This is a genomic window from Nitrospirota bacterium (assembly GCA_020846775.1).
In the GTDB taxonomy this organism is placed as follows: domain Bacteria; phylum Nitrospirota; class 9FT-COMBO-42-15; order HDB-SIOI813; family HDB-SIOI813; genus RBG-16-43-11.
Genome location: JADLDG010000035.1, coordinates 50632 through 75537 on the forward strand (window position 1 = coordinate 50632; position 24906 = coordinate 75537).

Below are 24906 nucleotides of genomic sequence, written 5' to 3' on the forward strand. Positions count from 1 at the left end.
ACCCTATTCTTCCCCAAGATATCCCTGCATAGCATTTTCCCATGCGTCAGCTATGACATCCACCGGCATATCAATTAAAACAGTTGTTTTATGTCGAATCACGAGTTTGTCTCCCACAACTTTTCCAATGACGGTAAAAGGAACCCCTCTGTTCACGGCAACTCCCTCCAACTCTTTAACCCTCTCAGGGCTTACAGTAATTATAATCCTTGATTGTGTCTCCCCAAAGAGAATGGCATCCGCTCTTATTTCATCTGAAAGCCCTATTTCTGCTCCCATATTTCTCTTATCATCAGGCCTTATGCAACACTCGGAAAGGGCCACCGCCAGTCCACCCTCTGATGTATCATGTGCTGACTTTATTATACCCTGTTTAATTCCGTAAAGACAAAGTTCCTGCACATTTTTTTCAAGGTCAAGGTCAAGAAATGGAGGAACTCCCCTGACCTTATAATGTATTTCCCTGAGATATTCACTCATTCCAAGTTCTTCAATATTGTTCCCTAAGAGGATTATTATGTCCCCTTCTTTTTTAAAGTAGTGCGTCATGCATTTAGATATATCTTCAATTATACCAGCCATTCCAATTACTGGAGTTGGATAAATGGATATATCGTTTGTCTCATTATAAAAACTTACATTACCGCTTATAACAGGTATGTTAAATTTCCTGCAGACTACTGATATGCCTTCTATTGCCTGCTGAAACTGCCACATAATCTCAGGCTTTTCAGGATTTCCGAAGTTGAGACAATCTGTGAGCCCAACAGGTTCGCCTCCTGCACATACAATATTTCTCGCGGCCTCTGCAACGGCTATTGCACCTCCGGCATAAGGATCAGAGAAACAGTAACGACTGTTACAGTCTGTTGTAATGGCTATCCCTTTATTAGTCCCCTTTATCCTGATAACAGCAGAGTCAGAGCCAGGGCCAACGACGGTATCTGTGCGCACCATATGATCATACTGCCTGTATACGCATTCTTTGGATGCAATCGTGGGGGAAGAGAGAATCGTCAGGAGAGCTTTATTCAGATCCTCAGGTACCGGGAGATTGTCCATGTCAAGGTCATGAAGGATATCAAGATAAGGCGGAGGGGCCAGGCTCCTGTCATAAAGCGGGGCCTCATCAGTCAAGGACTCAATCGGGATTTCTGCAACCAATTCATCCATGTTAATTACCCGGATCTTTTTGCTACCAGTAACCTCACCTATAACAACTGCATCAAGGTCCCATTTATGAAATATCTCCATAACTTCCTTTTCTTTTGCAGGTTCAGTCACTATCAGCATCCTTTCCTGAGATTCTGACAGCATTACCTCATAAGGGGTCATACCGGATTCCCTCATGGGGACACGGTCAATATGAATATCAATGCCAGTTCCTGCCCTTCCTGCCATCTCGCAGGATGAACTTGTAAGCCCTGCGGCCCCCATATCCTGTATACCGACAATGAGTCCCTTGTTCATGACCTCAAGGCAAGCCTCGAGAAGAAGCTTTTCTGTAAATGGGTCTCCAACCTGCACTGTAGGCCTCTTTGCATCGGATGTTTCATCAAACACATCAGAAGCCATTGTAGCGCCATGAATACCGTCCCTGCCTGTCTTTGATCCAACATAAATAACAGGATTACCAACACCGCTTGCCACGCCTTTAAATATCCTGTCCTTTTTGACTATTCCAAGGGCAAATACATTTACAAGTATGTTGTTGTTGTAAATCTCATCAAAATATATTTCTCCACCGACTGTAGGAACCCCCATACAATTACCATAGCCTGCGATTCCACTTACTACACCGGTGAAAAGATATCTGTTGCGAGGTATCTTTATATCACCAAAACGAAGTGAATTAAGTATTGCTACCGGCCTTGCCCCCATAGTGAAAATATCCCTCAGGATACCACCCACTCCGGTAGCAGCGCCCTGATATGGCTCAATAAATGACGGGTGATTATGGCTCTCCATCTTAAAGACTGCTGCAAGTCCATCACCAAGGTCTATAATCCCGGCATTCTCGCCGGGTCCCTGCAATACCCTGTCACCTTTGGTAGGAAACTTCTTCAGGTGTATTCTTGAGCTCTTATAACTACAGTGCTCGCTCCACATTACAGAAAAGATACCCAACTCTACAATGCGAGGTTCCCTTCCAAGGATCTTTAATATCCTCTCGTATTCATCAACAGTAAATCCATGTGATTCTATTATTTCATTAGATAACAAGGGTATCCCTCAATCATGATTTATGCTTCATCTTTTCCACATAATATACCATTGACTCAAAAAGGGTATATCCATCCGTCCCGCCAAGTATCTTTTCCCCGCATCGCTCAGGATGCGGCATCATTCCCAGCACATTTCCCTTATCATTGCATACCCCTGCAATATTACCGATTGATCCATTAGGATTAAAATCATCATCTGTATTTCCATCATTCCCCGCATATCTGAAAACAATCTGATTATTCTTCCTAAGCTGAGAATATGACTCCTGGTCTATGTAATAATTACCTTCTGCGTGTGCAATCGGCATCTTTACAATCTGATTTTCAAAATATTTAAGGGTAAAAGGTGTATTAATATTATCAACTCTTAGATAAACATCCTTACAGATAAACTTTAAGGATTTATTCCGTAACATCACACCTGGAAGGAGCCCTGCCTCGAGGAGTATCTGAAAACCATTACATATGCCAAGGACAAGCCCTCCACTTTCTGCAAATTGCCTTACAGCTGTCATGATCGGGGAAAGCCGGGCTATAGATCCCGTTCGAAGGTAATCACCATAAGAAAAACCGCCGGGCAGGATGACTGCATCATATTGAGAGAGATCATTTTCCTTGTGCCATACAAAACTTGCAGGCCTGCCTAATACATGCTTTACTATATTATAGCAATCATGGTCACAATTAGAACCGGGAAATACGATTATGGCAAATTTCATTTTTAAAGAAGATTCGCTGCGAATCACACACCTTTTCGTTTATTATAACAGGAATTAAACTTTTACGGCAAGACCAAATTACACTGCTGGCTTTTATTGATAAAATCAACTATTGCTTCATTGAAATAATCTGGCAGAGGCGGCAGGATTACTGAAGTTCGCTGCCGATACAGTGCCCTGCCTTTTTCAATCTCTTTACTCAGGATATCATAGAATGTACCATCTGCAGCGCTCATATACGCTGTTTCATGGTTATAATGCACAATATCTGAAACAATGGCCCGTGCCAATCTCTTCATATCCTCTTTTATCTGCATATCCGAATCGCATGTGTAATACTTACAAACTGCCGCGAGGAGTTTAGTACTGACCAAATCTCTGTCAATAACATCATCTGCATACTGATGCGCATCCTTACTGCTTTGAACATCGTACCCCGTTATCAGGACGACTCTTGTATTCCTGAAACGCTCCACACCCTTGATTATCTCGCATGGTGAAAATCCCATTATCCTGGATAGTCCGGAGTCTGCGATTACTACAGCAGGACAGTACGATTCAATCAAACTGAAAAGCATATGCTGGTTTAATGCGGAAATAAATCTGAACCATTTAGGTTCAAGGATACGGGTAATAATTTCATTCAACCCCGGCTCAGTCGTGCATATCAAAATTACATCTGACGACGCATAACTCATATGTGCTCCATCCTGGTCTCAATCAATAATATTAAGTTATTATTGAATTTAAAAGCTGCCTTAAAATATTTTAAGCTCTCTTTTCCAATAAAATCAGGAACAGGCAAATATCTGCCTAAAGGTACAGACACGATCCCTTCAACTGAATCAGCAAGTATACCTATAAAGAAATCATCATAATGCACTATCAGAATACGAGTGCTCCCGGTGACATTTGTAGCTGATCTTCCGATATATTCCATAAAATCAAGCACTGGAATTACTATCCCTCTTAAAGGCAAAACACCTTTGACATATGAGCACGTGTTGGGAACTGCTGTAAGCCCTGTGTAGTGAATCACTTCCTTTACCATTGAAACTCCCATGGCATATTCCTGACGGGATAGCCTGAAAATCAGACATTTTTCTGCTGAATATTCAGAACTGATATCTGAGCTGCCTGCGATAGATGTGTCGTCTTTTCCCCGTAAATTAGGACGATATGTCATAATTGTCATAAACCTTCATATCCCGCTGCCATATGCAACTCGGTTTCTGCCATCACGTTTTGCCCTGTACAATGCCTGATCAGCCTTATTAATCAATGCATCACAACCCTCCTTGGTGTCATCAGGGAATGTCGATACTCCTATGCTTGCTGTCACCGGTCTGCCACCATTCAACTCAATCAGGAGCGGGTTATCTTCTATGATTTTTCGGATTCTTTCAGCCACAATGTGAGACCCGATAACTGTATTTTGTGACAGGACGATAATAAATTCATCACCTCCATATCTAACTGCAAAATCATATCCTCTAACCATTACCTGCAGAAGTTTTGCGACTTCCTTGATAATTTCATCACCACGCTGATGTCCAAAGGTATCGTTAATGTCTTTGAAATTATCAATATCCATGATTATCAGGGAAAGCTTAAGGTTAAAACGATCACTTCTATTATATTCTCTCCTGAGTGTATCGTATAGATATCGCTGATTATATAAACCAGTTAGTGAATCTACTACAGTTACATGTTCCAACTCTGCTATTTTGGTTTTTAGTTCTTTCTGAAGGCTTTTCATCCTCAATAATATACTTACCCTTAAAGACAATTCATGCGGATGAAATGGTTTAGTCATGTAATCTATGGCCCCGCTTTCGAGGCCTTTAATCCTGTCATATATTTTCCGGTTGGAAGACAACATGATAACCATGATATCCTCAAACCTCTTTTCCTTGTTTATCATTTCCATTAACCGGAATCCATCCATTCCCGGCATCACTACATCGCAGACTATCATATCAATATTTTCTTTAGATAAGATCTTTAAAGCGCTGAAACCATCATTTGCCTCAAAATAACGTACAAACAGGTTTGCATTCCTGAGACTTTCGATTACTTTCTGTCGCAAAAGTGGGGAATCATCAATTATTAATACACTGTTATTCATTAAACGACTTTTCGGTAACTGATTGAATATCTTAAGAAAGAGAACACGGTAAAAGCGCAAACCCGATTAGTCGGGAAATCACTCCGGGGAATTAGTTAACTGCCTGAGAAATCGTCTGAATATTGTTCTAAAGTGGATACAGGATAGTCTATTTCAGGCAAAAACTCTTTCTGCAAGTCCGATGACGTCTATAACTGGTACAACCTTTCTGGCATCTATCTCTGCAAACCCTTCAATACCCTGAATTTCTTTTAGGAACTTACCGGGAGGTTTAATAAGGATCTCTCTCTGACCATGTATTTTATCAACTATAATACCCATTCTCTTCTGTGCCAAGCCCGCTATAATTACGTATTCATTCTTGCTGTATGACTCCCAGTGACCTTCATGGTATTTCAGGACATCCTTTAATCTAACCAGAGGCAAGAAATCTCCTCTAAGGTTAATACTTTCTCTATCCCTGATAATTTTTATTTCGCATTCCTTTAAGCTGAGATTTTCCGATATCAAATTTACAGGTATTGCAAATTCCCGTCCTGACTCTGAAACTATCAGAGCCCTGACTATAAGCAATGTTACAGGAAGTGTAATACGGAAAGTAGTTCTCTTACCATAAACTGTTTCAACTTCTATCATACCAGACAAATCCTCTATGCTCTTTGCTACCACATCAAGGCCTACCCCTCTGCCGGATATGTCATCTATTGTGTTTTTTGTGGTAAAGCCCGGCATAAAAAGCATCTTCAGGAGTGTCTTTTCATCCATTTCATCATTTCTAAGCAGACCCATGATAAGCGCCCTGTTTTTAATAACATCAAAATCAATACCACATCCATCATCTTCAATGTCAATCACCACAGTCCCATCTCTCTGCACAGACGTAATTCTTATTGTCCCTGCAGGATCCTTACCTCTTTTTCTCCGTACTTCATCATCCTCTATACCATGATCAATTGCGTTACGTATTATATGCATTAGTGGGTCTGCAATTTCTTCTATAATTGACTTGTCCAGTTTAGTATCACCACCGGACACTTCAAACTTTATTTTCTTCGACAAGTCCTTTGAAAGCACTTCCACTATTCTATTTAGCCTTGTGTACAAATACTCTATGGGTACCAACCTTATATCTATGAGTTTATCTCTCAAGAATGCTATTTTCTTGTGCAGCTGCCTGGTAGATCTATGAATGTCAAGGAAAACCAGGTCTTTGCCGTACTTCATCTTCAGGTCATTCATCAGGTGTGTTACAGTACTATTTAATAATAATATTTCTCCTACGGTATCAAGCAGTGTCTCCAGCCTTTCAATATCAACCCTGACTGTCTTGGCTATGCTTTTTACCGTCTGTGGAGGAGGTTCGACCTGATCAATAATTTGTTCCTGTATTTGAGTTTCAAATGGGTCACCTTCCAAGTCTATATTCTGGATACTTATTATTTCACCAGAAAATAGAGGATCCCGCTCACTAACCCTGTCTTCCGCAACTTGTTCAAGAAACTCCTGCCCCTGCATCATTTGAGTCCCTGAGACCAGTTCATAACGACGCAAAATATCTTCATGTTGCGAGGAATAAAGAAGTTCAAAAGATGCCATGTCATCCTCGGAAAACCCGGAGACTGGCATTACTGTGATAACCTCTCCGTAGCATGTAAGATTCGCCCTGAGTTCTGTCATCGCATCATCAACAGTGTCAATATGCGTTCGTACAATAATCCTGAAAATCCTGCGCCCTTCTTTAACAGACTCCATAAGTCTGTGTTGCTCAAATTCAGGCAGCCTCCCTAACAGAGCATACGGTAATCCGGCAAATCTATTGTTCTTAAAAGTTTCATCATGTATCCCGCTATCAAGGTATAGCCCCATTTTTTCAATTACCGGCCCTATCTCAGTATACTCTTCTCCCTGATCATTAATATTGTTAAGGAGCTCCGTAAAGACATCAGCAACTTCAAATAACGTATCTACAACTTTATAATTTAGCTGAATCCTGCCGAACCTGAGACAATCCAACAAATCTTCGAGGTTGTGACTTAATGAGCTTATCCTTGGAAACCCGGATATCTCAGAAATTCCTTTCAAGGTATGGATTTCACGAAACACAGCATTAACTACATCCGGATATTGTACCGTTGCTGTATTGCATGTTGATTTCAGTATATAGAGGTTTTTGTTGAAATTACTGACAATATCCTCTGCCTCAGCCAGGAAGTCCTTGTGATTATTATATTGTTTATTCATCTTTCCAACTTTGTTACTTTGATGCCATTAATACAATACCTGCTACCTTGATAAAAGCCTCAAGGGTTGAAGTATCACCTATTTGCCCCCTTCCAGGCAGATTGTCTCCATATAGTATCGCTGTAACCGTTTTATCTTCTATTAAAGGAGCTACGAAGACCTCTTCAGGTAATCCTGCGCCAAGATGTTTAAAAAGGTATGAATTCCAATCAGATTCAGGCAACTGCCCTTTGTAACTCATTCTATTAGTTATAACATCTTTAATTACAGAAGGCTTATCAAGGGGAATACAAAGCCCCTCTATCCTTATTTCAGCTGAATCCAACGATATTCCAACTTGTCCAAACCCAACTGCCTTCTCTCCGTCAAGCTTGAATATAACCGCTCTGCTCATCATTTCTCCTGCAAACCTCAGAAGCATGACTAACATCTCAGTACTCGCTGCAGGAACTGACAGCTCTTCAATCAATGAAATCAGGGTGTTGGGATAAGCTCCATACTCTACGGCTGAAGATCCTGAGGGCATGTTTTCTATAGGTACTTGAACCATCTTTTTGCCCTCGTCCCTCAGTCTGGTTCCTTCGAGCAGGATATACTCAGTACTCACACTTATATTTTGAGGAATTTTAGGCATTGGCTGTTCCGGTTCAAAGCGAAACACCCCTTCTTCCCAAGACAACATTTCATATATGATTTCTTTTATCTGCGACTGGATAAAGGATTCAAGTGCATCTTTTTCAATCAACTTGTTCTCTGTCAGTATGGCGCCCAAGGGTTCATAAATCTTCCTGTCCCGTTGAATCCTCAAGGCTGCTTCGAGGTCGCCTTCCATCAAGACACCTTCCCTGATCAGCCTTTCTCCAAGTTTTTCTTTGCCATGCATTGAGGCATACAGCATCTTCCCGTCGTGAAATACAACTCTCCCACTTCCGGCAGGGCTTTCTAATTTCAAGATTCCGCTTTTCTTGCTCAAATGGACTATCTGAAGTATATCCGGAAGGCTAAGATCTGATAAGTGTCCTTCGAGGCTCATAATTAATAAGGGTTCTATGAAAACAATAAGGTCTATTTTTCAATTTCATATCGGAAATCCTCTACAATAGTATTAGCGAGGAGCTTATTACACATCTCCTTAATCTGAGAATCCAAATTCTCCCCGGATGTATCATCGAAACTTAACTCTATATACTTTCCTATCCTGACATCAGCAACAGATGCATACCCCAGAGTCTTTAATGAATGTTTAACCGCCTTACCCTGCGGATCCAAGATACCATTTTTTAACGTAACATATACTCGTGCCTTCAACAATCAACCTCCCTCCGGCCGATAGATTACACCTACCAACCTTTCATCAGAATATCCTGTTAAAAATATAATCTACATGCTTCAAATGATAATCCATATCAAAGCATGACCTTACATCAGCCTCACTCAACTGCGACATTACATCTGAATCATGAAGAAGCAGATTCTGAAATTCCTCGCCTTTGTTCCATGCACTCATGGCATTTTTCTGTACCAGCCTGTATGCCTTATCCCTGTCCATTCCTTTTCTTACAAGCTCGAGCAATACCCTTTGTGAATTAATAAGTCCACGGGTCAAGTTTAGATTCTTCATCATATTTTCAGGGTAGACGACCATATCCCTCATGATACTTATCAACCTGTTGAGCATATAGTCTATAAGAATCGTACTATCAGGCATAATAATGCGTTCCGCTGAAGAGTGGCTGATATCACGCTCATGCCACAGCGGGATGTTCTCCAGCGCCGCAACACAATTGGACCGGACAATCCTCGCCAGGCCGCAGATATTTTCAGATCCTACCGGATTCCTCTTGTGCGGCATTGCAGAAGAACCCTTCTGTCCTTCGGTAAAAGGTTCCTCAACCTCCAGCACCTCTGTTCTTTGGAGATGCCGGATCTCAGTAGCAATTTTATCAAGTGTACCTGATATAATGCCGAGCGTACACATGAATTCGGCGTGCCGGTCTCGCTGCAAAATCTGGGTAGATACGGGCGCTGGTTTTAAGCCCAGCTTTTGACACACATATTCTTCAACAAATGGTGGTATGTTGGCAAAGGTTCCAACCGCACCTGATATCTTGCCACAGGCAATCGTATCCCTTGCCCTGACAAGGCGATCTATATTCCTCTTTGTCTCTTCGTACCATAAGGCCATTTTAAGCCCAAACGTCACCGGCTCTGCATGAATGCCGTGAGAACGTCCCATCATGACGGTATTCTTGTAGACATTTGCCTTTTCCTTTAACACATCCAGAAGCCTGTACAGATCATCAAGGATAATGTCTGACGCATCCATTAATTGCAGGGCAAGCCCTGTATCAAGGATATCAGATGATGTCAGTCCCAGATGGAGGTATTTTGCTTCATCACCGATACACTCGGAAACTGCAGTGAGAAAGGCTATAACATCATGTTTAACATCAAGTTCAATCTCATTGATCCGTTCCGTATTTATTCTACCCTTTTCTTTAATTACTTTGACTGCACCCTCAGGTATCTCACCCTTTTGGGCCAATGCCTCACAAACCAGAACTTCAATGGCAAGCCACTTACTATATTTATTTTCCGGTTCCCATACATGCTTCATCTCAGGCAGTGCATAACGATCTATCATAATATTCTTCCCTCATCCTTCCTATAACTTACGCAGCGCTGTCAGCCCCGGGCTAATTATAATTTCCAATCCAGTATCTCCTGATGATCTTTAACTATCCTGTCAAGTATACCGTTTACAAATGAGCCCGACTCTTCTTCACCAAATCTCTTGGCAATCTCAATTGCCTCATTTATGGTCACCTTAACAGGGATATCCTGGATATAGAGCAATTCAAATACAGACATCCTCAATATATTACGATCTACAACGGCCATCCTGTCAATGCTCCAGTTACTTGCAGACAGTCTGATCTTATCATCTATCTCATCAAGATTCTTAATTACTCCATCAACAAGGTTATTGGCGAATTCTACTATATTCTCCGGCGCCTCATGATCTTCCCAAAAACCGTCGGCAAGACCGGCAGACTGATGACTGACATCATATTGATACAACATCTGCAACGCGAACTCTCTTGATTTTCTGCGATATCCCATTATGTGAGCAATTTATAGAGGTTGGCCATCTCAATTGCCTGAAGAGCGGCATCCCATCCTCTGTTTCTGCTCTTGGTGCCTGCCCTCTCAATTGCCTGATCCACACTATCTGTGGTCAGGACACCATATATAACAGGAACGCCGGACTCAAGCGCAATATTCGCTATACCCTTCGTAACTTCTGAAGATATATATTCGAAGTGTGGTGTAGCTCCCCGGATAACCGCGCCAAGGCAGATAATTGAGTCATACTTATCAGACACAGCCATCTTCTTGGCAACCATTGGAATTTCAAATGAGCCAGGCACCCTCACAACGGTAATATTACTATCATCTACATCACATTGTTTAAGTGCATCCAAAGCGCCCGTCAGGAGCCTGCTCGTAATGAAATCATTAAACCTGCTTACGACAATTCCAAACTTTAAACCCTTTCCAGCTATAGCACCCTCTATCGGTTCAGGCATAAATCCCTCCAATATATTATTTTAATTCATATTTTACTTAACATGTGCCCTAATTTTCTCTTCTTGGCTGTAAGATAATCAATATTTTCCTTATGTGGAGTAACTTCAATAGGGACACGCTCAATCACATCCAAGCCAAACCCCTCCAGACCAACAATCTTTCTTGGATTGTTGGTCATCAACCGTAAATGTTTCACATTAAGATCAACCAGTATCTGCGCCCCGACGCCATATTCCCGCAATACAGGCTTGTCCCCACCCATCACATTGTCCTTTGCACCCTCTATCTCTTCATCCTGCAACTTGTATAATGTTATCTTTCCGATCATTGTTTCTTTCAGGTCATGATTAATATAGAGGATTATACCAACACCTTCATTCTCTATTATCTCCATAGCCTTTTGAAGCTGTTCGCCGCAGTCACACCTCCTGGATCTGAAGATGTCCCCCGTGATACAGGCGGAATGTACACGCACGAGAACGCTCTTCAAATTGCTAATATCTCCTTTTATAAGGGCAAGATGTATATTATGGTCAAGTTCATCTTCATAAACAATTACCTTAAAATCACCGAAATCCGTGGGCAGCTTCGAATCAGCTACCCTCCTTACAAAGGATTCTTTCTGCAGCCGGTACTCAATCAGATCCTTTACAGTAACAACCTTAAGAGCATAATCCTCGGCAAACTTAATCAGCTCCGGCAGTCTGGACATGCTGCCGTCTTCATTCATTATTTCGCAAATGACACCGGATGGATGTAACCCTGCAAGCCTTGACAGGTCCACTGACCCTTCCGTCTGGCCGGCCCTTTTCAGGACACCACCCTTTTGCGCTTTGATAGGAAAGATATGCCCCGGCCTCGCCAAATCAAGAGGTCTGGTTTCAGGGTCTATAGTCTTCAGTATTGTTACTGCCCTGTCTTGCGCTGATATGCCTGTTGTAATCCCATGCCTGGCGTCTATGGAAACAGTAAATGCGGTCCCAAAAGGGGCTGTATTGTCGTTCGTCATGGGCTGAAGAGATAGTTCCTCTACACGTTCTGGCGTGAGTGTCAGACATATTAGCCCTCTGCCAAAGCGGGCCATAAAATTAATAGCCTCAGGGGTAACCTTTTCAGCAGCCATAACGAGGTCACCTTCATTCTCTCGGTCCTCATCATCAACTAAAATAACCATCTTCCCCTGCCGAATATCTTCTATTGCCTCTTCTATAGAGTTAAGTCCCATGATTTCTGCTCCTTATTTGCTCCTTGATCTCTTCCAACTCCCTCTCAATCCTGTCAATCCTGTCAGATACCGGGTCAGGGAGATGAACATGATCCAACATGGTTTCTGTAAGCCTCCTCCCGCCCTGTTTAACAATACGACCTGGAACACCAACAACAGTAGAGTCAGGTGGAACAGACTCCAGCACAACTGAATTAGCTCCAATCTTTACATTGTCTCCAATTACAATATTTCCAAGGATCTTCGCGCCCACGCCGACAACTATATTATTCCCTAATGTCGGGTGACGCTTTCCTCTCTCCTTACCGGTCCCGCCTAATGTAACACCCTGAAAGATGGTAACATTGCTGCCAACCACTGTCGTCTCTCCAATTACAACGCCCATGCCATGATCTATAAAAAAGGATGAACCAATCCTTGCACCAGGATGTATTTCTATCCCTGTCAGAAATCTGCTTAAATGCGATATAATCCTTGGTAAAAGAGGGATACCCCTTCTCCATAACCCGTGTGCCATCCTGTGAAACATAACTGCGTGAAAACCCGGACATGTAAGAAAAACCTCAACTTTTCCGGAAGCAGCCGGATCCCTTTCGAAAACTGCATTTAAATCCTTCGATAAATTATCAAACATATGTTAGAACACAAACTGCGTATGCAGATATACCTTCACCCTTTCCAATTGCTCCAATACCTTCACTGGTCGTAGCCTTGACATTTACCTGACTCACATTAATTTCCAGGGCTTTGGCAATGTTGCCCATCATTGCATCTCTGTATGGCAGAACCCTGGGCGCCTCAGCAATTATTACAGAATCCAAATTTGAAACACAGAACCCTTTTTGCGTTATAATGCTATTTGTCCTCTTCAATAATTCAATACTTGAGATACCCTTTAAAGATAGGTCTGTGTTAGGGAAATGTATTCCTATATCTCCCTCGCCAGCAGCGCCAAGCATAGCATCACAAAGGGCATGGAGTAATACATCTGCATCCGAGTGTCCTATAAGTTTCTTGTCAAAGGGGATACGCACATTACCAAGTATCACTGCATCACCCTCTCCAAACCTGTGGATATCAAAACCGATGCCAGTCCTCATTTCATGCTCTTTTTCCCACGCATCATTAATATCATGTCAGCAACCAGCAGGTCCTCTTTTGTAGTAATCTTTATATTGTCCGGGGTTCCTTCCACTATTTTAACCTTATAACCGAGTCTCTCCACCAATGATGACTCATCTGTACCTGTAAATTTGTCATTATATGCCCTGACATACGCCTCCTCCAATATACGCCTCTTAAATACCTGCGGAGTCTGCGCATACCACATAACAGAACGGTCCGGGGTAGATATTATTATACCATCAACACCAACATTCTTAATCGTGTCCTTAACAGGGACTGCAGTAACGACCCCGTCAGTAAACATAGCCAGCTTTATTGCCTCACTTATTGTCTTCTGAGACACAAATGGTCTAACCCCGTCATGTACTACGACGATTTCCGTATCTTCATCAAGCTCTTTAATCCCCCTGTAAACTGAATCCTGACGCCTTTCTCCTCCTATGACAATCTTTAAGACCTTCTTAAACCCATACCTCTCAACAACTTCTTTTAGACAATAATTCTCCTCTCCTGACCTTGTAACGACAAGTATCTGATTGACATCAGGACATCTTTCAACCGCATCAAGAGTATACGCAAGTACCGGTTTGTCTCCGAGGTGGATAAAGTGTTTGGGTGTGGAATGAAGCATCCGCGTCCCTTTACCTCCCGCCGGTATTATTGCAGTTACCTTCACTCGAAATAGCCTTTCAAATCCCCCCTGCCCCCCTTTTCTAAAGTGGGGTAACTAATTCCCCCCTTTGAAAAAGGGGGATTAAGGGGGATTAAGGGGGATTATTTTCATGTACCTTTATGGAGACAGTGTAACGTAAATCGTCATTCCGTCACGATAAATGAGGATTAAAACACTATCCCCTGATTTTATTTCTTCTGCAATCTTATTAAAATCTTTGACCGACTTAATATCCTTCCGGTTTATTTGCAAAATTACATCACCTGCCTTAAGTCCGTAGTCTTCAGCAGGAGTATCTGCATTCACTCCTGCAACTATTATCCCTTTGATTTTTTCTGGGATATCATATCGCTGCCTTAATTCAGGAGTAAGGCTCTGTATTGTTAATCCCTGAAAAAAGCCGCCCGCACTTCCTTCTCCGTTTTCTCCCTTAGCCATTTCTGCAGGAAGTTCTCCAATAACAACTTTGATCAGCTCTGTCCTTCCATCCCTAATTACCTTAACGTCAATAGTCTTTCCAACTTGTGTCTGAGCAACGATATTTCTGAGATGTGAATTATTCTCAACCTCTTTACCATTGTACTGTAATATTACATCACCCCTCTGAAGCCCCGCCTTATCCGCCGGACTGCCTTCCATAACATCACTGACAAGCGCCCCCCTGTTGCTGCTGAGCTTAAACTGTTTTGCCAGCTCCGGGGTAATGTCCTGTATATAAACCCCAAGCCATCCCCGGGTAACCCTTCCCTCTTTGACCAGACTGTCCATGACAGATTTAGCCATGTTACTCGGCACAGCAAAACCTATCCCCATATAGCCGCCGCTTCTCGTAAATATGGCGGTATTTATTCCTATCAACTCACCCCTTATATTTACGAGGGCGCCGCCGGAATTACCGGGATTAATTGCAGCATCTGTCTGAATAAAATCCTCATAATCAGCAATACCTACATTTGCCCTTCCTTTAGCGCTTATGATACCACTCGTAACCGTCTGATTGAGACCGAACGGACTGCCTATTGCAAGGACAAACTCTCCAACCTCAATATTATCAGAATCTCCCCACACTATAGCCGGCAGATCGCTGGCCTTAATTTTTACTATTGCGAGATCAGTCTTTGGGTCTGCACCAACCACCTTACCGACATATTCCTTTCTGTCAGACAGCACAACCTTTATTTCATCAGCACCCTCAACTACATGGTTATTTGTCACAATATAGCCATCATCAGTGACAATTACTCCGGAACCGAGACTCTGCTCTTTATGTTTTCGAGGCATCTCATGCTCTCTGAAAAGGTCATCGCCAAAAAAACGCCTGAAAAAAGGGTCATTAAAGAAGGGGGACAACTGTCCTTTTTCCATCCCTCTCATCGTCTTGGTAGTTGAGATGTTTACTACAGCCGGAGTTACACGCTTGGAAATTTCAACAAAGGCCTTTTCAGTTTCAGCCAATTGCTGAGTGATCCTGGGTGGAATGGGTTCAACCTTGGCCTGACCAAGGGGAATCCAGCCAAGATTAGAAGAAATAATAACGCCGGCCGTTACACCAATAGAAATAAGTATAATTGCAATTACGACATTTTTCTTTTCAAGTCTCTTTAAAAAACCCATTATAAATCCCCTCCTCAAGAGTTAAGATATTAATTCACATTATATTATTATTCAGATTAAATTGTAAAGAAGACTTGAGTATTGACATTGCAGTTGTTTTTAGGATAGTTTGCAATCATGAACCATAAGCCTGTCAGCCTGGAAGAAAAAGACAAGAGATACATATGGCATCCCTTTACACAGATGAAGGAGTGGCTGGCTGAAACCCCTCTTGTAATTGATAAGGGGGCCGGCTCGTACATTTTCGACACAAAAGGGAGGAAATATATAGACGGGTCATCTTCCATATGGGTTAACATTCATGGGCACAGAAAAAAAGAGATTGACACGGCAATTCAGGGACAACTCAAAAAAATAGCCCACAGCACTCTACTCGGCCTTTCAAATACAGCCTCAATACTGTTGGCTGAAAAACTAATCGGACTGGCACATAACTCCGGACTTCATTCCATGTCAAAGGTTTTTTACTCAGATAATGGCTCAACTGCAGTTGAAGTAGGACTAAAGATGGCATTCAGCTACTGGCAGCTTAAAGGAGGCAGATATAAGAAGAAGACTAAATTTCTTGCATTGGAAAATGCATATCATGGAGATACGATCGGCTCTGTGAGCCTCGGAGGTATAGACCTGTTTCACAAATTATATAAACCCCTGCTGTTTGAAACCATAAGAATCCCCTCACCTGACTGCTACAGGTGTAAGGCTGGCAGCGCTTATCCTGATTGCGACCTGACATGTGCGAGAGAGACAGAAAGGATATTCAGACGACATCATAAGGAGATAGCAGCTATCATTATTGAGCCGATAGTACAGGCTGCTGCGGGAATAATCATATCTCCACCAGGGTATCTCAGTCTGATTAGTTCAATATGTAAGCAATATGATATCTTATTCATCGCGGATGAGGTTGCAACTGGGTTTGGACGTACCGGGAAAATGTTTGCATGTGAACATGAAGGGATCCATCCTGATATGATGGCAATTGCCAAAGGGATTACCGGCGGGTATCTTCCGCTAGCAGCCACATTAGTCACTGACGATATATACAATGCATTCCTTGGAGAGTATAGGGAGTTTAAGACTTTTTTCCATGGTCACAGCTACACAGGTAATCCCCTTGGATGTGCTGCTGCCATAGCAAACATTGATATTTTTGAACATGATAAAGTCCTTGAGAAGGTCAGGATGAAAGGCCGCCTGCTTGAGAAGCTGCTTGCCCCATTGAAGGATCACCCCCATATCGGAGATATCAGGCAAAAGGGGCTGATGGCAGGCATAGAGCTTGTACAAGATAAATCAGCAAAGACACCATACCCACTGGAAGATAAAACCGGCTACCGGGTATGCACAAGAGCAAGAGATATGGGGCTTATATTAAGGCCTATCGGAAATGTTATTGTATTAATGCCGCCTCTTAGTATATCATCAGCAGCTTTAAAAAAAATGGCCTCCATAATTGTCCATGCTATAGACTCAGTCACAGGCAGTGGATAACGGAAACCATTAAAAACAAATCAATAAATATCGTTTACACCTATACATGCGTTGGCATAACCAATAAAACTTCTTGAAATTTACATGGCTAATATGTTATCAATACAGATTGCTAATATTTGCAGGAGGGAATAATTGACACGGACAATACAGTATTACATTGACAGACATGCAAAAAAAACTCTAAAACAAATAAACAACAAACTAAGAAGATTTGTGTTATGCACCTTTAATCAAAAATATATCGAGGAGAAACAGAAGGCAAGATTTGGAGATTGCTTCCAGTGCGGAAAGTGCTGCAGCCTGATATTGAAATGTCCTTTCCTTGAGGGTACTGACGGAAACACTAAGTGTGCAATTTATAATACTGGAAGGCCAAAACAGTGCGAGGCATTTCCTATTGACCATAAAGATTTACGTGATGTAGATTTCCTCTGCGGTTATTTTTTTAGCGAAGAGTTAAAAAAACCACAATTCAGTATGACAGAATGACCATAATTCACAATCCGATATAAATCTTAATTACATTAGAACGTCAAATATTGATTTAATTGAAACGAATTGCCTTGCCTCCTTTAATCACTATTTATTATACCTTCAATCTTCTTCAGGAGTTCTTCCATGTTGTAAGGTTTAATAATATAATTTCCCCCGATCTTCCTGATTAATGCATCAGCCCTCCCCCCAAGCACATCACCCGTAGAAAAAAGCATCTTGTTCTCCATATACGGCTTATTTTTGCTTACCCATTCGAATACCCCTGCTCCATCTATCCCCGGCATCTTAAAATCACATATGATCATGTCGAAATCTTCATTATTCAATTTGCTGATTGCCTCATTACCTGAATTTGCCCCTTCAACAATATATTTGTTCCCTACTATGTGTATCATTACGTCAAGCTGGTCTTCTTCATCATCAACTATCAGAATTTTCTTCAGCTTCACATCAGGAACATTAACAACTTCTTCAATAGAGGTCAGAAGAGAGTGATACACTGCATCTTCTGCAGAAGGTATGGGCATTCGAATAGTAAATTGCGTCCTGCCGTTTTCACTGCTGGCAGTTATGTCGCCGCCATGCTCACGTATTATACCGTAACACAGACTGAGTCCAAGTCCGGTGCCCCTGCCAACTTCTTTGCTTGTATAGAATGGATCAAAGATTTTGCTTATAGCCTCCTTAGGTATTTCCGGTCCATTGTTAATAAATTCAATATTGATTTCATCATCCTTTACACTCGATTTAATTTCCAGAATTCCACCGGCACCCCCTTTTTCTTCAATGGCATCACAGGCATTGTTGATAATATTTACAAAGACCTGTTCAATCTGTCTTTCATCAGCAAATGTCAACGGCATAGTATCATCAAGATCTGACTTAAGGGTTATGGCAGTTGATGACAGCCTGTAATGAAGCAGTGATATTACACTTTGCAGTATACTATTAATATTAACAGAACTTTTGTGAGGTTTATCCTGTCTTGAAAAGCGCAACAATGATTCAACAATACGTTTTGCGCCAATTGCCGAACGATTTACGGTCTTTATCAGCTTTAATTCATTCTCCTCAAGCGATGACTGCTGGAGAAGTTCAGAATAGACTAATATAGGGAGGAGCCTGTTATTGAGTTCATGCGCAATGCCCGAGACAAAAGTAACAAGTGAAGCGAGTTTTTCAGTCTGCAAGAGCCTTTTCTCAAGCATCTTACGCTCAGTAATATCCTTTGCCACCCCGAGTAAACCAATTATCCCCTGACCGCTGCTCCTAAGGGGGGTAAAACTGCACAATGTCTGCCATACGGTTTCGTCCTTGCCTTTAAGATCCATCTCAAGGGTCTTCTTCCCACCCTGTTTGAGCACCTGAACAAAGGCACGTATAGCCTCCTCACTCATTAACAGGGTATCAAACACCTGACCGACAAGTTCATCCTTAGTATATCCAAGGTCCTCCACTCTTTTATTAAGGAAGATGAATCTGCCTTCATTGTCTATGGTAAATATTATATCACTGGCGTTCTCAAAGATATTTTTCAGATATTCGTGAGACTCCTCTATTTCTTTAGTCCTCTCAATAACCGTCAATTGCAGGTGTTTGTTTAACAGCTCAAGGTCTTTCTGAAGACGGACAAGATTTATAAGATGGCCAATAGTTGTAGAAAGAATAGAGAAGACCTTCTCATGGTGCTTACTGAAAAACTTATGTTTACTGTGAGAAAGGTTTAACACACCCAAACACCGCCCGCCGGCAGAAACCGGCAGACAGAGTAAAGACCCTATGTCAACGGCTGATTTTAGTTTCACAAATCTGACATCGTTATCTACATCTGATATGAGTATAGGGGCATTGTTTTTTGCAACCATACCTGCGACCCCTTCGCCTACTCTGAATGCCCTGTCATGAACCTCCTCATTCCTATCTGCCTCCGGAGGTGAAACGCCTGCCTGATTTACTACGTAATTACCACTATCATCGAGAAGCATAATTGAACAATGTTCAAGGCCAAGCTCATCAGACAGTATTTTCACAACCTCATCACATATAGACTTCACGTCGGACTTCTTATTCAGCATCGCGACAATACGCTGGAAGGCTGATAGACTTTGCATGACGTCGCTGTAAAACTGTTGTAGTTCTGAATTAATATCCAAACTCACTCCTTATTTAACCTGTTTATCACGCTGATTTTAACTTAAATTGATCTATCTCACAAGCAAAACGAGTTCAATGCGTTTTACGGGTAATTCAATATATTCAAGAGTTACATTAGATGTTTTGAATGACATGCAGACTTGTTGGCATTGCAGAATGGGCGATTACCACATCGCGCAGCATTTCTTAATCAGGTAAGATGATATTTTTTGGCCTTGGCTTAACGGGGCCGATAATTTTAGAGAACGGACCCGTCTCTATCTATTGTCCCACCAATTTTTCATTAAGTTCAGATAAACCATTTTTACCTTCTAAAAGAATTGGATTCAATTCATACTCTATAAGGTCCGCGAGGGTTATCCAATCCTTTCCTTCAAAGGCAGAGAGCATCTCTTTAAAGATATCAATGGATTTATTCCACGATGAAAGGGATTCTGATGAGATTTCGGACTGTTCCAGACCATTCCTCAATTCCCTGATAAAATCCATAAGGTCGCTGAGATTGTCCATCAAGCCTGATATTTCATTAAAGACCCTCTCAGTTTGTTCAATCCTGAGGGAATTGGCACAATCCATTAATCTGGCGCTGATCTGCCCAATACTCTCACAGGTGCTTATAATGCCATCAGTTATAGCTGTCAATAATTCCTCCCTTTTCTTAACATCTATGTTTGCCATACGCCTCTCCCTTCTAATGTTAAAGTGCTATTGTTGTTAAACGGTTCAATAAGCTGAATCATTGCAGAGGTCTGGATTATAAGATTCTTGTATAAGGTGCATGCTGCACTGGCTAAGACCGCTACGTCTTCGCCTTCAAGACTTTCTCTCCCGAATTTAAAGTAAATCACAATGGGACGCAGTGCAATATTAGTAAAACCAATTATATCTATATCCTGATCAATTAGTGGTACATCTGCCCAGATATCTTTAATCTTTGCGATATCAGGATTTTCCCTCTTAGCCTCTTCCGCTATCAGGCTGACTTTTTCAAGTGCCCTCCCGGCTAATTCCTTAAGGCTCCTGAGTGCATCAATCTCATTACTAATTTCCCAACCGTTAATCCCTTCTGTCACCACTTTTGAAAAAAGGGATTTATCGGGATGATGGCGTAGCGGGGAATTCTCCGGCACAATGGAAGCAGCATTGTGATCAAGGGTCTGCAGCCACACCAGTCTGTACAAGTGACGGAAAAAGTCTTCCCTGGTAATGGGCCTTTTGATCCTTGGTATGTACTCTAATAATCCATCATCAGAAAAGACGGCCTCATTAACCTGCATACCATCCCATAAAGGGGAGTCATCAACCTCCTTTAAACGACCATCGTTATAAAGCATCTCAATAACCCTGTAGACACCATCCACACTGACAGTGTCATTACAGATCATGTCCTGACACTTTACATGAAAGCTGCAAGGGTGACAAGGGAGATTCGACTCTATTACTATATGTCCTTTCCCATATGGGCCGGTCTCACGGAAATAGGCCGCACCGAGGGAGATTCCTATAACCCTTGTCCCTACGGCCGTCGCAATATGCATTGTACCTGAATCGTTAGAAACAAGAAGATTACAGCACTTCAGATAGGCAGCAAGCTCCTTCAGCGATGTCTTGCCGACCATATCTATTACATCGCTTCCAACCCCCATCTTTATTTCTTCACCCAGCGCCCTTTCGCCGCCTGAACCGAAGACTATAACCTTTGCTCCAAGCCTGCTCGTTAATTTCTTTGCAAGTTCAACATATCGTCCTGTGGCCCACATCTTATGTCTGTCACTAGCGCCCGGCTGAAATCCTATTACAAAATCACCACCGCTGACCCCCGATTTCCGTAATTGCGATTTAGCGGTATCAAAGACTTCTTCCGGGACTTCCAGAAAAAGTCCTTTTTCTTTCGGCATGGCCCCACCGGCCTTAATATATATGTCACATAGATGAAAAGGATTGTAAATCCTTCCAGGGACTATATTGAAGAAATATCTTAACCATGGATGTTTTATAAGGGAATGTCCTTTATTATCAGCAATGTATCCCCTGAACTCTTTAGAGCTGACGAGAGACATTATGGCTGCACTCACTGTTGTATGAGTGAAGTTTATCACACAGTCATACCCGACCCTGTTTATATCCTCCAACATCTCTTCCATATACCTGTATTTGCTGACAAGACCGGGGAACTCACCACGCCCGCCCGCTATGAATCCATCCATATTGAAGCTTATGAGCCTGTCTACAAATGGGATGTAGTTACATATTTCGGCAAAGGCGGAGTTTATCAGCAACGTAATCCTGACATCAGTGTAGGCGTCTTTTAGACCTGCCATCACAGGGGTAGTTTGAACAAGGTCTCCCATACGTGTAAGATTGATTATCAGGACATTTTTCATTGATCAATCCTTCTTCGCAGCAAACTGCTTACCGATCTCATTTATCAATACAAATATCTTATCCACTCTCGAAAGTTCACCCACACCGGACGCCATATCATCAACGATATCAGAGATAGTAATAGCTCCTTTATTTCTGAACCGTTCCAGATACCTGCCAAGTTCAGTATGCCTGTCAGCCTCTGCGATAAGCCCCTCCACATCCTCTTTTCTTGAATCCCATGAAGGACGCTCATATCCCCTTTCAAGGATAAACTCAAACATCTTTTCCATCCTGTGCTCATAAGTATGTTCTTTTATCACCCTTTCCATTCCTCTTTGCGCTATCGCAGCCATTTCTTCATGATTTTCCAGATAATAGTTGATCTTTCTCCTCGCATCAGTGAGATCTTTAAAGCATATAATCTCTTCATCCATATTGAACAGTTCTAACAAATTAGACCGGCAATCAACCAATTGAAAAGACCCGCATGCTGCTATTTCAAATGTCCTTGGATTGACAAAATCACCGTGAGGGTTAACCCCTTCGTGATATGTGGAAGAATGGATGTTAATATTTATCTTCGAAGCATTAAATATCTTTACTGTCTCTTCTGTATCTATCCATTCACCGCCTCTTTGAATATGCCTCAGCAATGGCAGGCCGACATCCCACTCGCTCCCCCATATCTTAAGATCAAAATCAAGCAATCCGCTGAAGAAAAACCTCCTGTTATGGTATCCGGCCCCAACAAACGATATATCACTTCCGTAAGTGTCTATTTCTTCTTTTGTCAGGTAAAGCCTCCGGTGAACTTCCTGAGATGCAGCCATAGGAAGATATGAGTAGTTTCTAACGCCACTCGCATCTAATTTGTCAAAAAACTGGTCCCTCTGGATGGTGAAGAAATAATCATAAAGGGGCGCTATCCTCTCCCAGTAGTTCATAAACCTGAAGTCCTCAACAAACCAGAAGGCGGTGGGTATCCTGTTCTCTTTAAGCTTCTGCAGACTTCCTTCGGTTAAAGGGGCCTGTGCAAGGGCAAAAACGAGGTCTGGCTTAAACTCTGCGCACCGTGCTATGGCTGCCTCTGACAGAAAGGAGATAAACATGGAGCGCAGTTGATTCTGATGGGCCTTTTCACCTGTTATCCCGGGGATTGACTGAAAGACTTCGTTATACTTACTGTTGTCTACATAATCAACCTGATGACCCAGTTTTTTCAAGGCAGAGACGCAGTATCCTGCAACAGGGAGAGAGCCGCCGTAGATCGGCCCTACGACCATGATCTTCAAACCACTCTTCACAGTCTGACGTAATCTTAGTTTCTTATGGAGGTTCTTTAAACATGATTCACTTACCATGACAGATGGACTATGCTCTACTATTGTAAAGCATTTTGGCAACAACGGTATTTTATCCCCTGTTAACAGTTTCACCCTTGTGAGGACATGAGTTAAATCAAAATGTTCCAGAGCTGTTTTCAGGATATCGAGCCTTGGCTCATAGACAATTATCTCCATACCTGAAATATTGCAAATATCGAGCTCGCAAAGCCCGGCAACATGGTACCCAAGTCCAAAACCGAGGACGACAACAGCAGATCCCATTTCAACCTTTTCCCGCTGATATTCAACCCACTTGCCAGCCTCCTTCTCAGGATCATACAGGCTATGCAGGGTGATATCCCCTACCTTCAAAGAAAGTTTCCCTGACTTAGATGTATGCAGCTTCAAATCATCACTGACACATGCCTCAATAACTGAAGTTGCAAGTGCAGGGTCATATTTCTTCATGACCTCTAAATTTCTATCGAATATGAGGTTATTGGCAGACATAATTTCCTGAATTATCTTCTTCCTTTTCTCATTAAGTCTAAACTATTGCTTTTGACGAAGCCCTGTTTATTATGCCTTTAAGCCCAATGGCATCACTTCTTTCGGGCTCAAACAGGAGAAGTTTATCTATGCTATCAAGTGCCTTATCAAGTTGCCCGAGCTTGAAGCTCACATCTGCATGCCGATAAAGAAAATCAGTATCAGCCGGATGATGTACCAAATACTCCTCCAGGATATCAATAGCCTTATTGAAATCCTGGGAATCGATTGCTGACATCAGGGTATTACACATCTTTTTATTTCCAGACTTTTCTGCCTTTATCAGGTATTGAATTATAAAGAGATCTTTAAGTTCTTCATGTGACAGACCTTTCAGATTAACCCTGCCAAAGGATATCTCTCCTGAAAGAGGATCATGCAAGGAACTATAAGCAGGATCAATATTGGCAGTTATCCCTGTTATCTCATATCCAGCCTCTGTAAACAGGGATTCCATATCTTTCATCGTAAAGAATCTCAGATGGGTTCTATCGAGGATACCCGAGTCCTGATACTTCCAATGCCCTTCCACCAGCATGTTTAGAACCCCGTAATACCGTACATTCGGAATGCTTGCGACAATAGAACCAGAATCAGCAAGATAGTGTTTGAATCTCCTGAGTGTTGACAATGGTTCCTTCAGGTGTTCCAGTATGTCGGCAAATATAATACAGTCAAAATAACCATCTTCATATTGAAGTTCCAGACACGTCACATCTCCCTTTATAACCCGTGACAGATTCTCATTTGCCCTCTTACTCGCAATTGGATCAACTTCAATACCAACAACTTCTTCAGCCCCTTTTTCCAGCAGCCTTTTCCCGAGTATACCCTCTCCGCAACCCACATCAAGAATCCTCATGGCTTCCTCGGGCACAAGAGTCTCGACTTCTTTTCTTCCCTGGCGAAAGTATTCCCTGTCAACAGTCTTATCTAATCCATTTTGCGTCTGACTCCTCGTATCGTTAATCACTTTAT

General features: G+C 42.1%; 23 protein-coding genes. 2 read left to right on the plus strand and 21 right to left on the minus strand.

Annotated elements, in window-relative coordinates; translation table 11 throughout:
* Positions 1-3: 3 nt before the first annotated feature.
* From purL to IT392_06020, 16 genes are all read right to left on the minus strand, one after another.
* Positions 4-2223: a phosphoribosylformylglycinamidine synthase subunit PurL gene (gene purL, locus IT392_05945; protein MCC6544032.1), complete on the minus strand. Its 2220-nt coding sequence runs from the start codon at positions 2221-2223 to the stop codon at positions 4-6.
* Between the two features lie 13 nt (positions 2224-2236).
* Entirely contained in the window at positions 2237-2944 is a 708-nt protein-coding gene (purQ, locus tag IT392_05950; protein MCC6544033.1) for a phosphoribosylformylglycinamidine synthase subunit PurQ, read from the minus strand.
* Positions 2945-3006: 62 nt separating this feature from the next.
* Positions 3007-3642: a hypothetical protein gene (locus tag IT392_05955; GenBank protein ID MCC6544034.1), complete on the minus strand. Its 636-nt coding sequence runs from the start codon at positions 3640-3642 to the stop codon at positions 3007-3009.
* Positions 3639-4139: a purine-binding chemotaxis protein CheW gene (locus IT392_05960; GenBank protein ID MCC6544035.1), complete on the minus strand. Its 501-nt coding sequence runs from the start codon at positions 4137-4139 to the stop codon at positions 3639-3641. Before IT392_05960 ends, IT392_05955 begins: the two co-directional genes overlap by 4 nt.
* 6 nt (positions 4140-4145) lie before the next feature.
* Positions 4146-5033 (minus strand): diguanylate cyclase, encoded by an 888-nt coding sequence (locus IT392_05965; GenBank protein ID MCC6544036.1) that lies wholly within the window; start codon positions 5031-5033, stop codon positions 4146-4148.
* A gap of 192 nt (positions 5034-5225) precedes the next feature.
* Positions 5226-7313, minus strand: a complete 2088-nt coding sequence (locus IT392_05970; GenBank protein MCC6544037.1) for a chemotaxis protein CheA — start codon at positions 7311-7313, stop codon at positions 5226-5228.
* Between the two features lie 13 nt (positions 7314-7326).
* On the minus strand, positions 7327-8346 hold the full coding sequence (locus IT392_05975; protein MCC6544038.1) for a DUF4388 domain-containing protein: 1020 nt from the start codon (positions 8344-8346) through the stop codon (positions 7327-7329).
* Between the two features lie 32 nt (positions 8347-8378).
* Positions 8379-8624 carry a phosphoribosylformylglycinamidine synthase subunit PurS gene (gene purS / locus IT392_05980; protein MCC6544039.1) on the minus strand — a complete coding sequence of 82 codons (246 nt, stop codon included), beginning with the start codon at positions 8622-8624 and terminating at the stop codon, positions 8379-8381.
* Between the two features lie 43 nt (positions 8625-8667).
* Positions 8668-9957 (minus strand): adenylosuccinate lyase, encoded by a 1290-nt coding sequence (locus IT392_05985; GenBank protein MCC6544040.1) that lies wholly within the window; start codon positions 9955-9957, stop codon positions 8668-8670.
* Positions 9958-10013: 56 nt separating this feature from the next.
* Entirely contained in the window at positions 10014-10436 is a 423-nt protein-coding gene (gene nusB / locus IT392_05990) for a transcription antitermination factor NusB (protein ID MCC6544041.1), read from the minus strand.
* The gene (locus tag IT392_05995; protein MCC6544042.1) at positions 10436-10903 is read right to left on the minus strand and encodes a 6,7-dimethyl-8-ribityllumazine synthase; all 468 of its coding nucleotides are present in this window, start codon (positions 10901-10903) and stop codon (positions 10436-10438) included. Before IT392_05995 ends, nusB begins: the two co-directional genes overlap by 1 nt.
* A 26-nt stretch (positions 10904-10929) precedes the next feature.
* Positions 10930-12129 (minus strand): 3,4-dihydroxy-2-butanone-4-phosphate synthase, encoded by a 1200-nt coding sequence (ribB, locus tag IT392_06000; protein ID MCC6544043.1) that lies wholly within the window; start codon positions 12127-12129, stop codon positions 10930-10932.
* On the minus strand, positions 12119-12763 hold the full coding sequence (gene cysE / locus IT392_06005; GenBank protein ID MCC6544044.1) for a serine O-acetyltransferase: 645 nt from the start codon (positions 12761-12763) through the stop codon (positions 12119-12121). The genes ribB and cysE overlap by 11 nt, the downstream gene beginning before the upstream one ends.
* The gene (locus IT392_06010) at positions 12756-13229 is read right to left on the minus strand and encodes a 2-C-methyl-D-erythritol 2,4-cyclodiphosphate synthase (GenBank protein ID MCC6544045.1); all 474 of its coding nucleotides are present in this window, start codon (positions 13227-13229) and stop codon (positions 12756-12758) included. The genes cysE and IT392_06010 overlap by 8 nt, the downstream gene beginning before the upstream one ends.
* On the minus strand, positions 13226-13930 hold the full coding sequence (gene ispD, locus IT392_06015; GenBank protein ID MCC6544046.1) for a 2-C-methyl-D-erythritol 4-phosphate cytidylyltransferase: 705 nt from the start codon (positions 13928-13930) through the stop codon (positions 13226-13228). The genes IT392_06010 and ispD overlap by 4 nt, the downstream gene beginning before the upstream one ends.
* Positions 13931-14044: 114 nt before the next feature.
* Complete coding sequence (locus IT392_06020; GenBank protein MCC6544047.1) at positions 14045-15541, minus strand: DegQ family serine endoprotease; 1497 nt, start codon at positions 15539-15541, stop codon at positions 14045-14047.
* 117 nt (positions 15542-15658) lie between these two features.
* Here IT392_06020 and bioA point away from each other — a divergent pair, with 117 nt between their 5' ends.
* Complete coding sequence (gene bioA / locus IT392_06025) at positions 15659-17035, plus strand: adenosylmethionine--8-amino-7-oxononanoate transaminase (GenBank protein ID MCC6544048.1); 1377 nt, start codon at positions 15659-15661, stop codon at positions 17033-17035.
* A 135-nt stretch (positions 17036-17170) separates the two neighbouring features.
* The gene (locus IT392_06030) at positions 17171-17527 is read left to right on the plus strand and encodes a hypothetical protein (GenBank protein ID MCC6544049.1); all 357 of its coding nucleotides are present in this window, start codon (positions 17171-17173) and stop codon (positions 17525-17527) included.
* Positions 17528-17610: 83 nt separating this feature from the next.
* On the opposite strand, the gene IT392_06035 is transcribed toward IT392_06030, so the two are convergent.
* From IT392_06035 to IT392_06055, 5 genes are all read right to left on the minus strand, one after another.
* The gene (locus IT392_06035; GenBank protein ID MCC6544050.1) at positions 17611-19686 is read right to left on the minus strand and encodes a GAF domain-containing protein; all 2076 of its coding nucleotides are present in this window, start codon (positions 19684-19686) and stop codon (positions 17611-17613) included.
* 262 nt (positions 19687-19948) lie between these two features.
* On the minus strand, positions 19949-20365 hold the full coding sequence (locus tag IT392_06040) for a hypothetical protein (GenBank protein MCC6544051.1): 417 nt from the start codon (positions 20363-20365) through the stop codon (positions 19949-19951).
* Positions 20353-22071, minus strand: a complete 1719-nt coding sequence (locus IT392_06045) for a glycosyltransferase family 9 protein (GenBank protein MCC6544052.1) — start codon at positions 22069-22071, stop codon at positions 20353-20355. The genes IT392_06040 and IT392_06045 overlap by 13 nt, the downstream gene beginning before the upstream one ends.
* Positions 22072-22074: 3 nt before the next feature.
* Positions 22075-23889: a glycosyltransferase gene (locus IT392_06050; protein MCC6544053.1), complete on the minus strand. Its 1815-nt coding sequence runs from the start codon at positions 23887-23889 to the stop codon at positions 22075-22077.
* Positions 23890-23926: 37 nt separating this feature from the next.
* A complete protein-coding gene (locus IT392_06055; protein MCC6544054.1) occupies positions 23927-24901 on the minus strand; it encodes a methyltransferase domain-containing protein in 975 nt (324 codons plus the stop codon).
* Between the last annotated feature and the right edge of the window lie 5 nt (positions 24902-24906).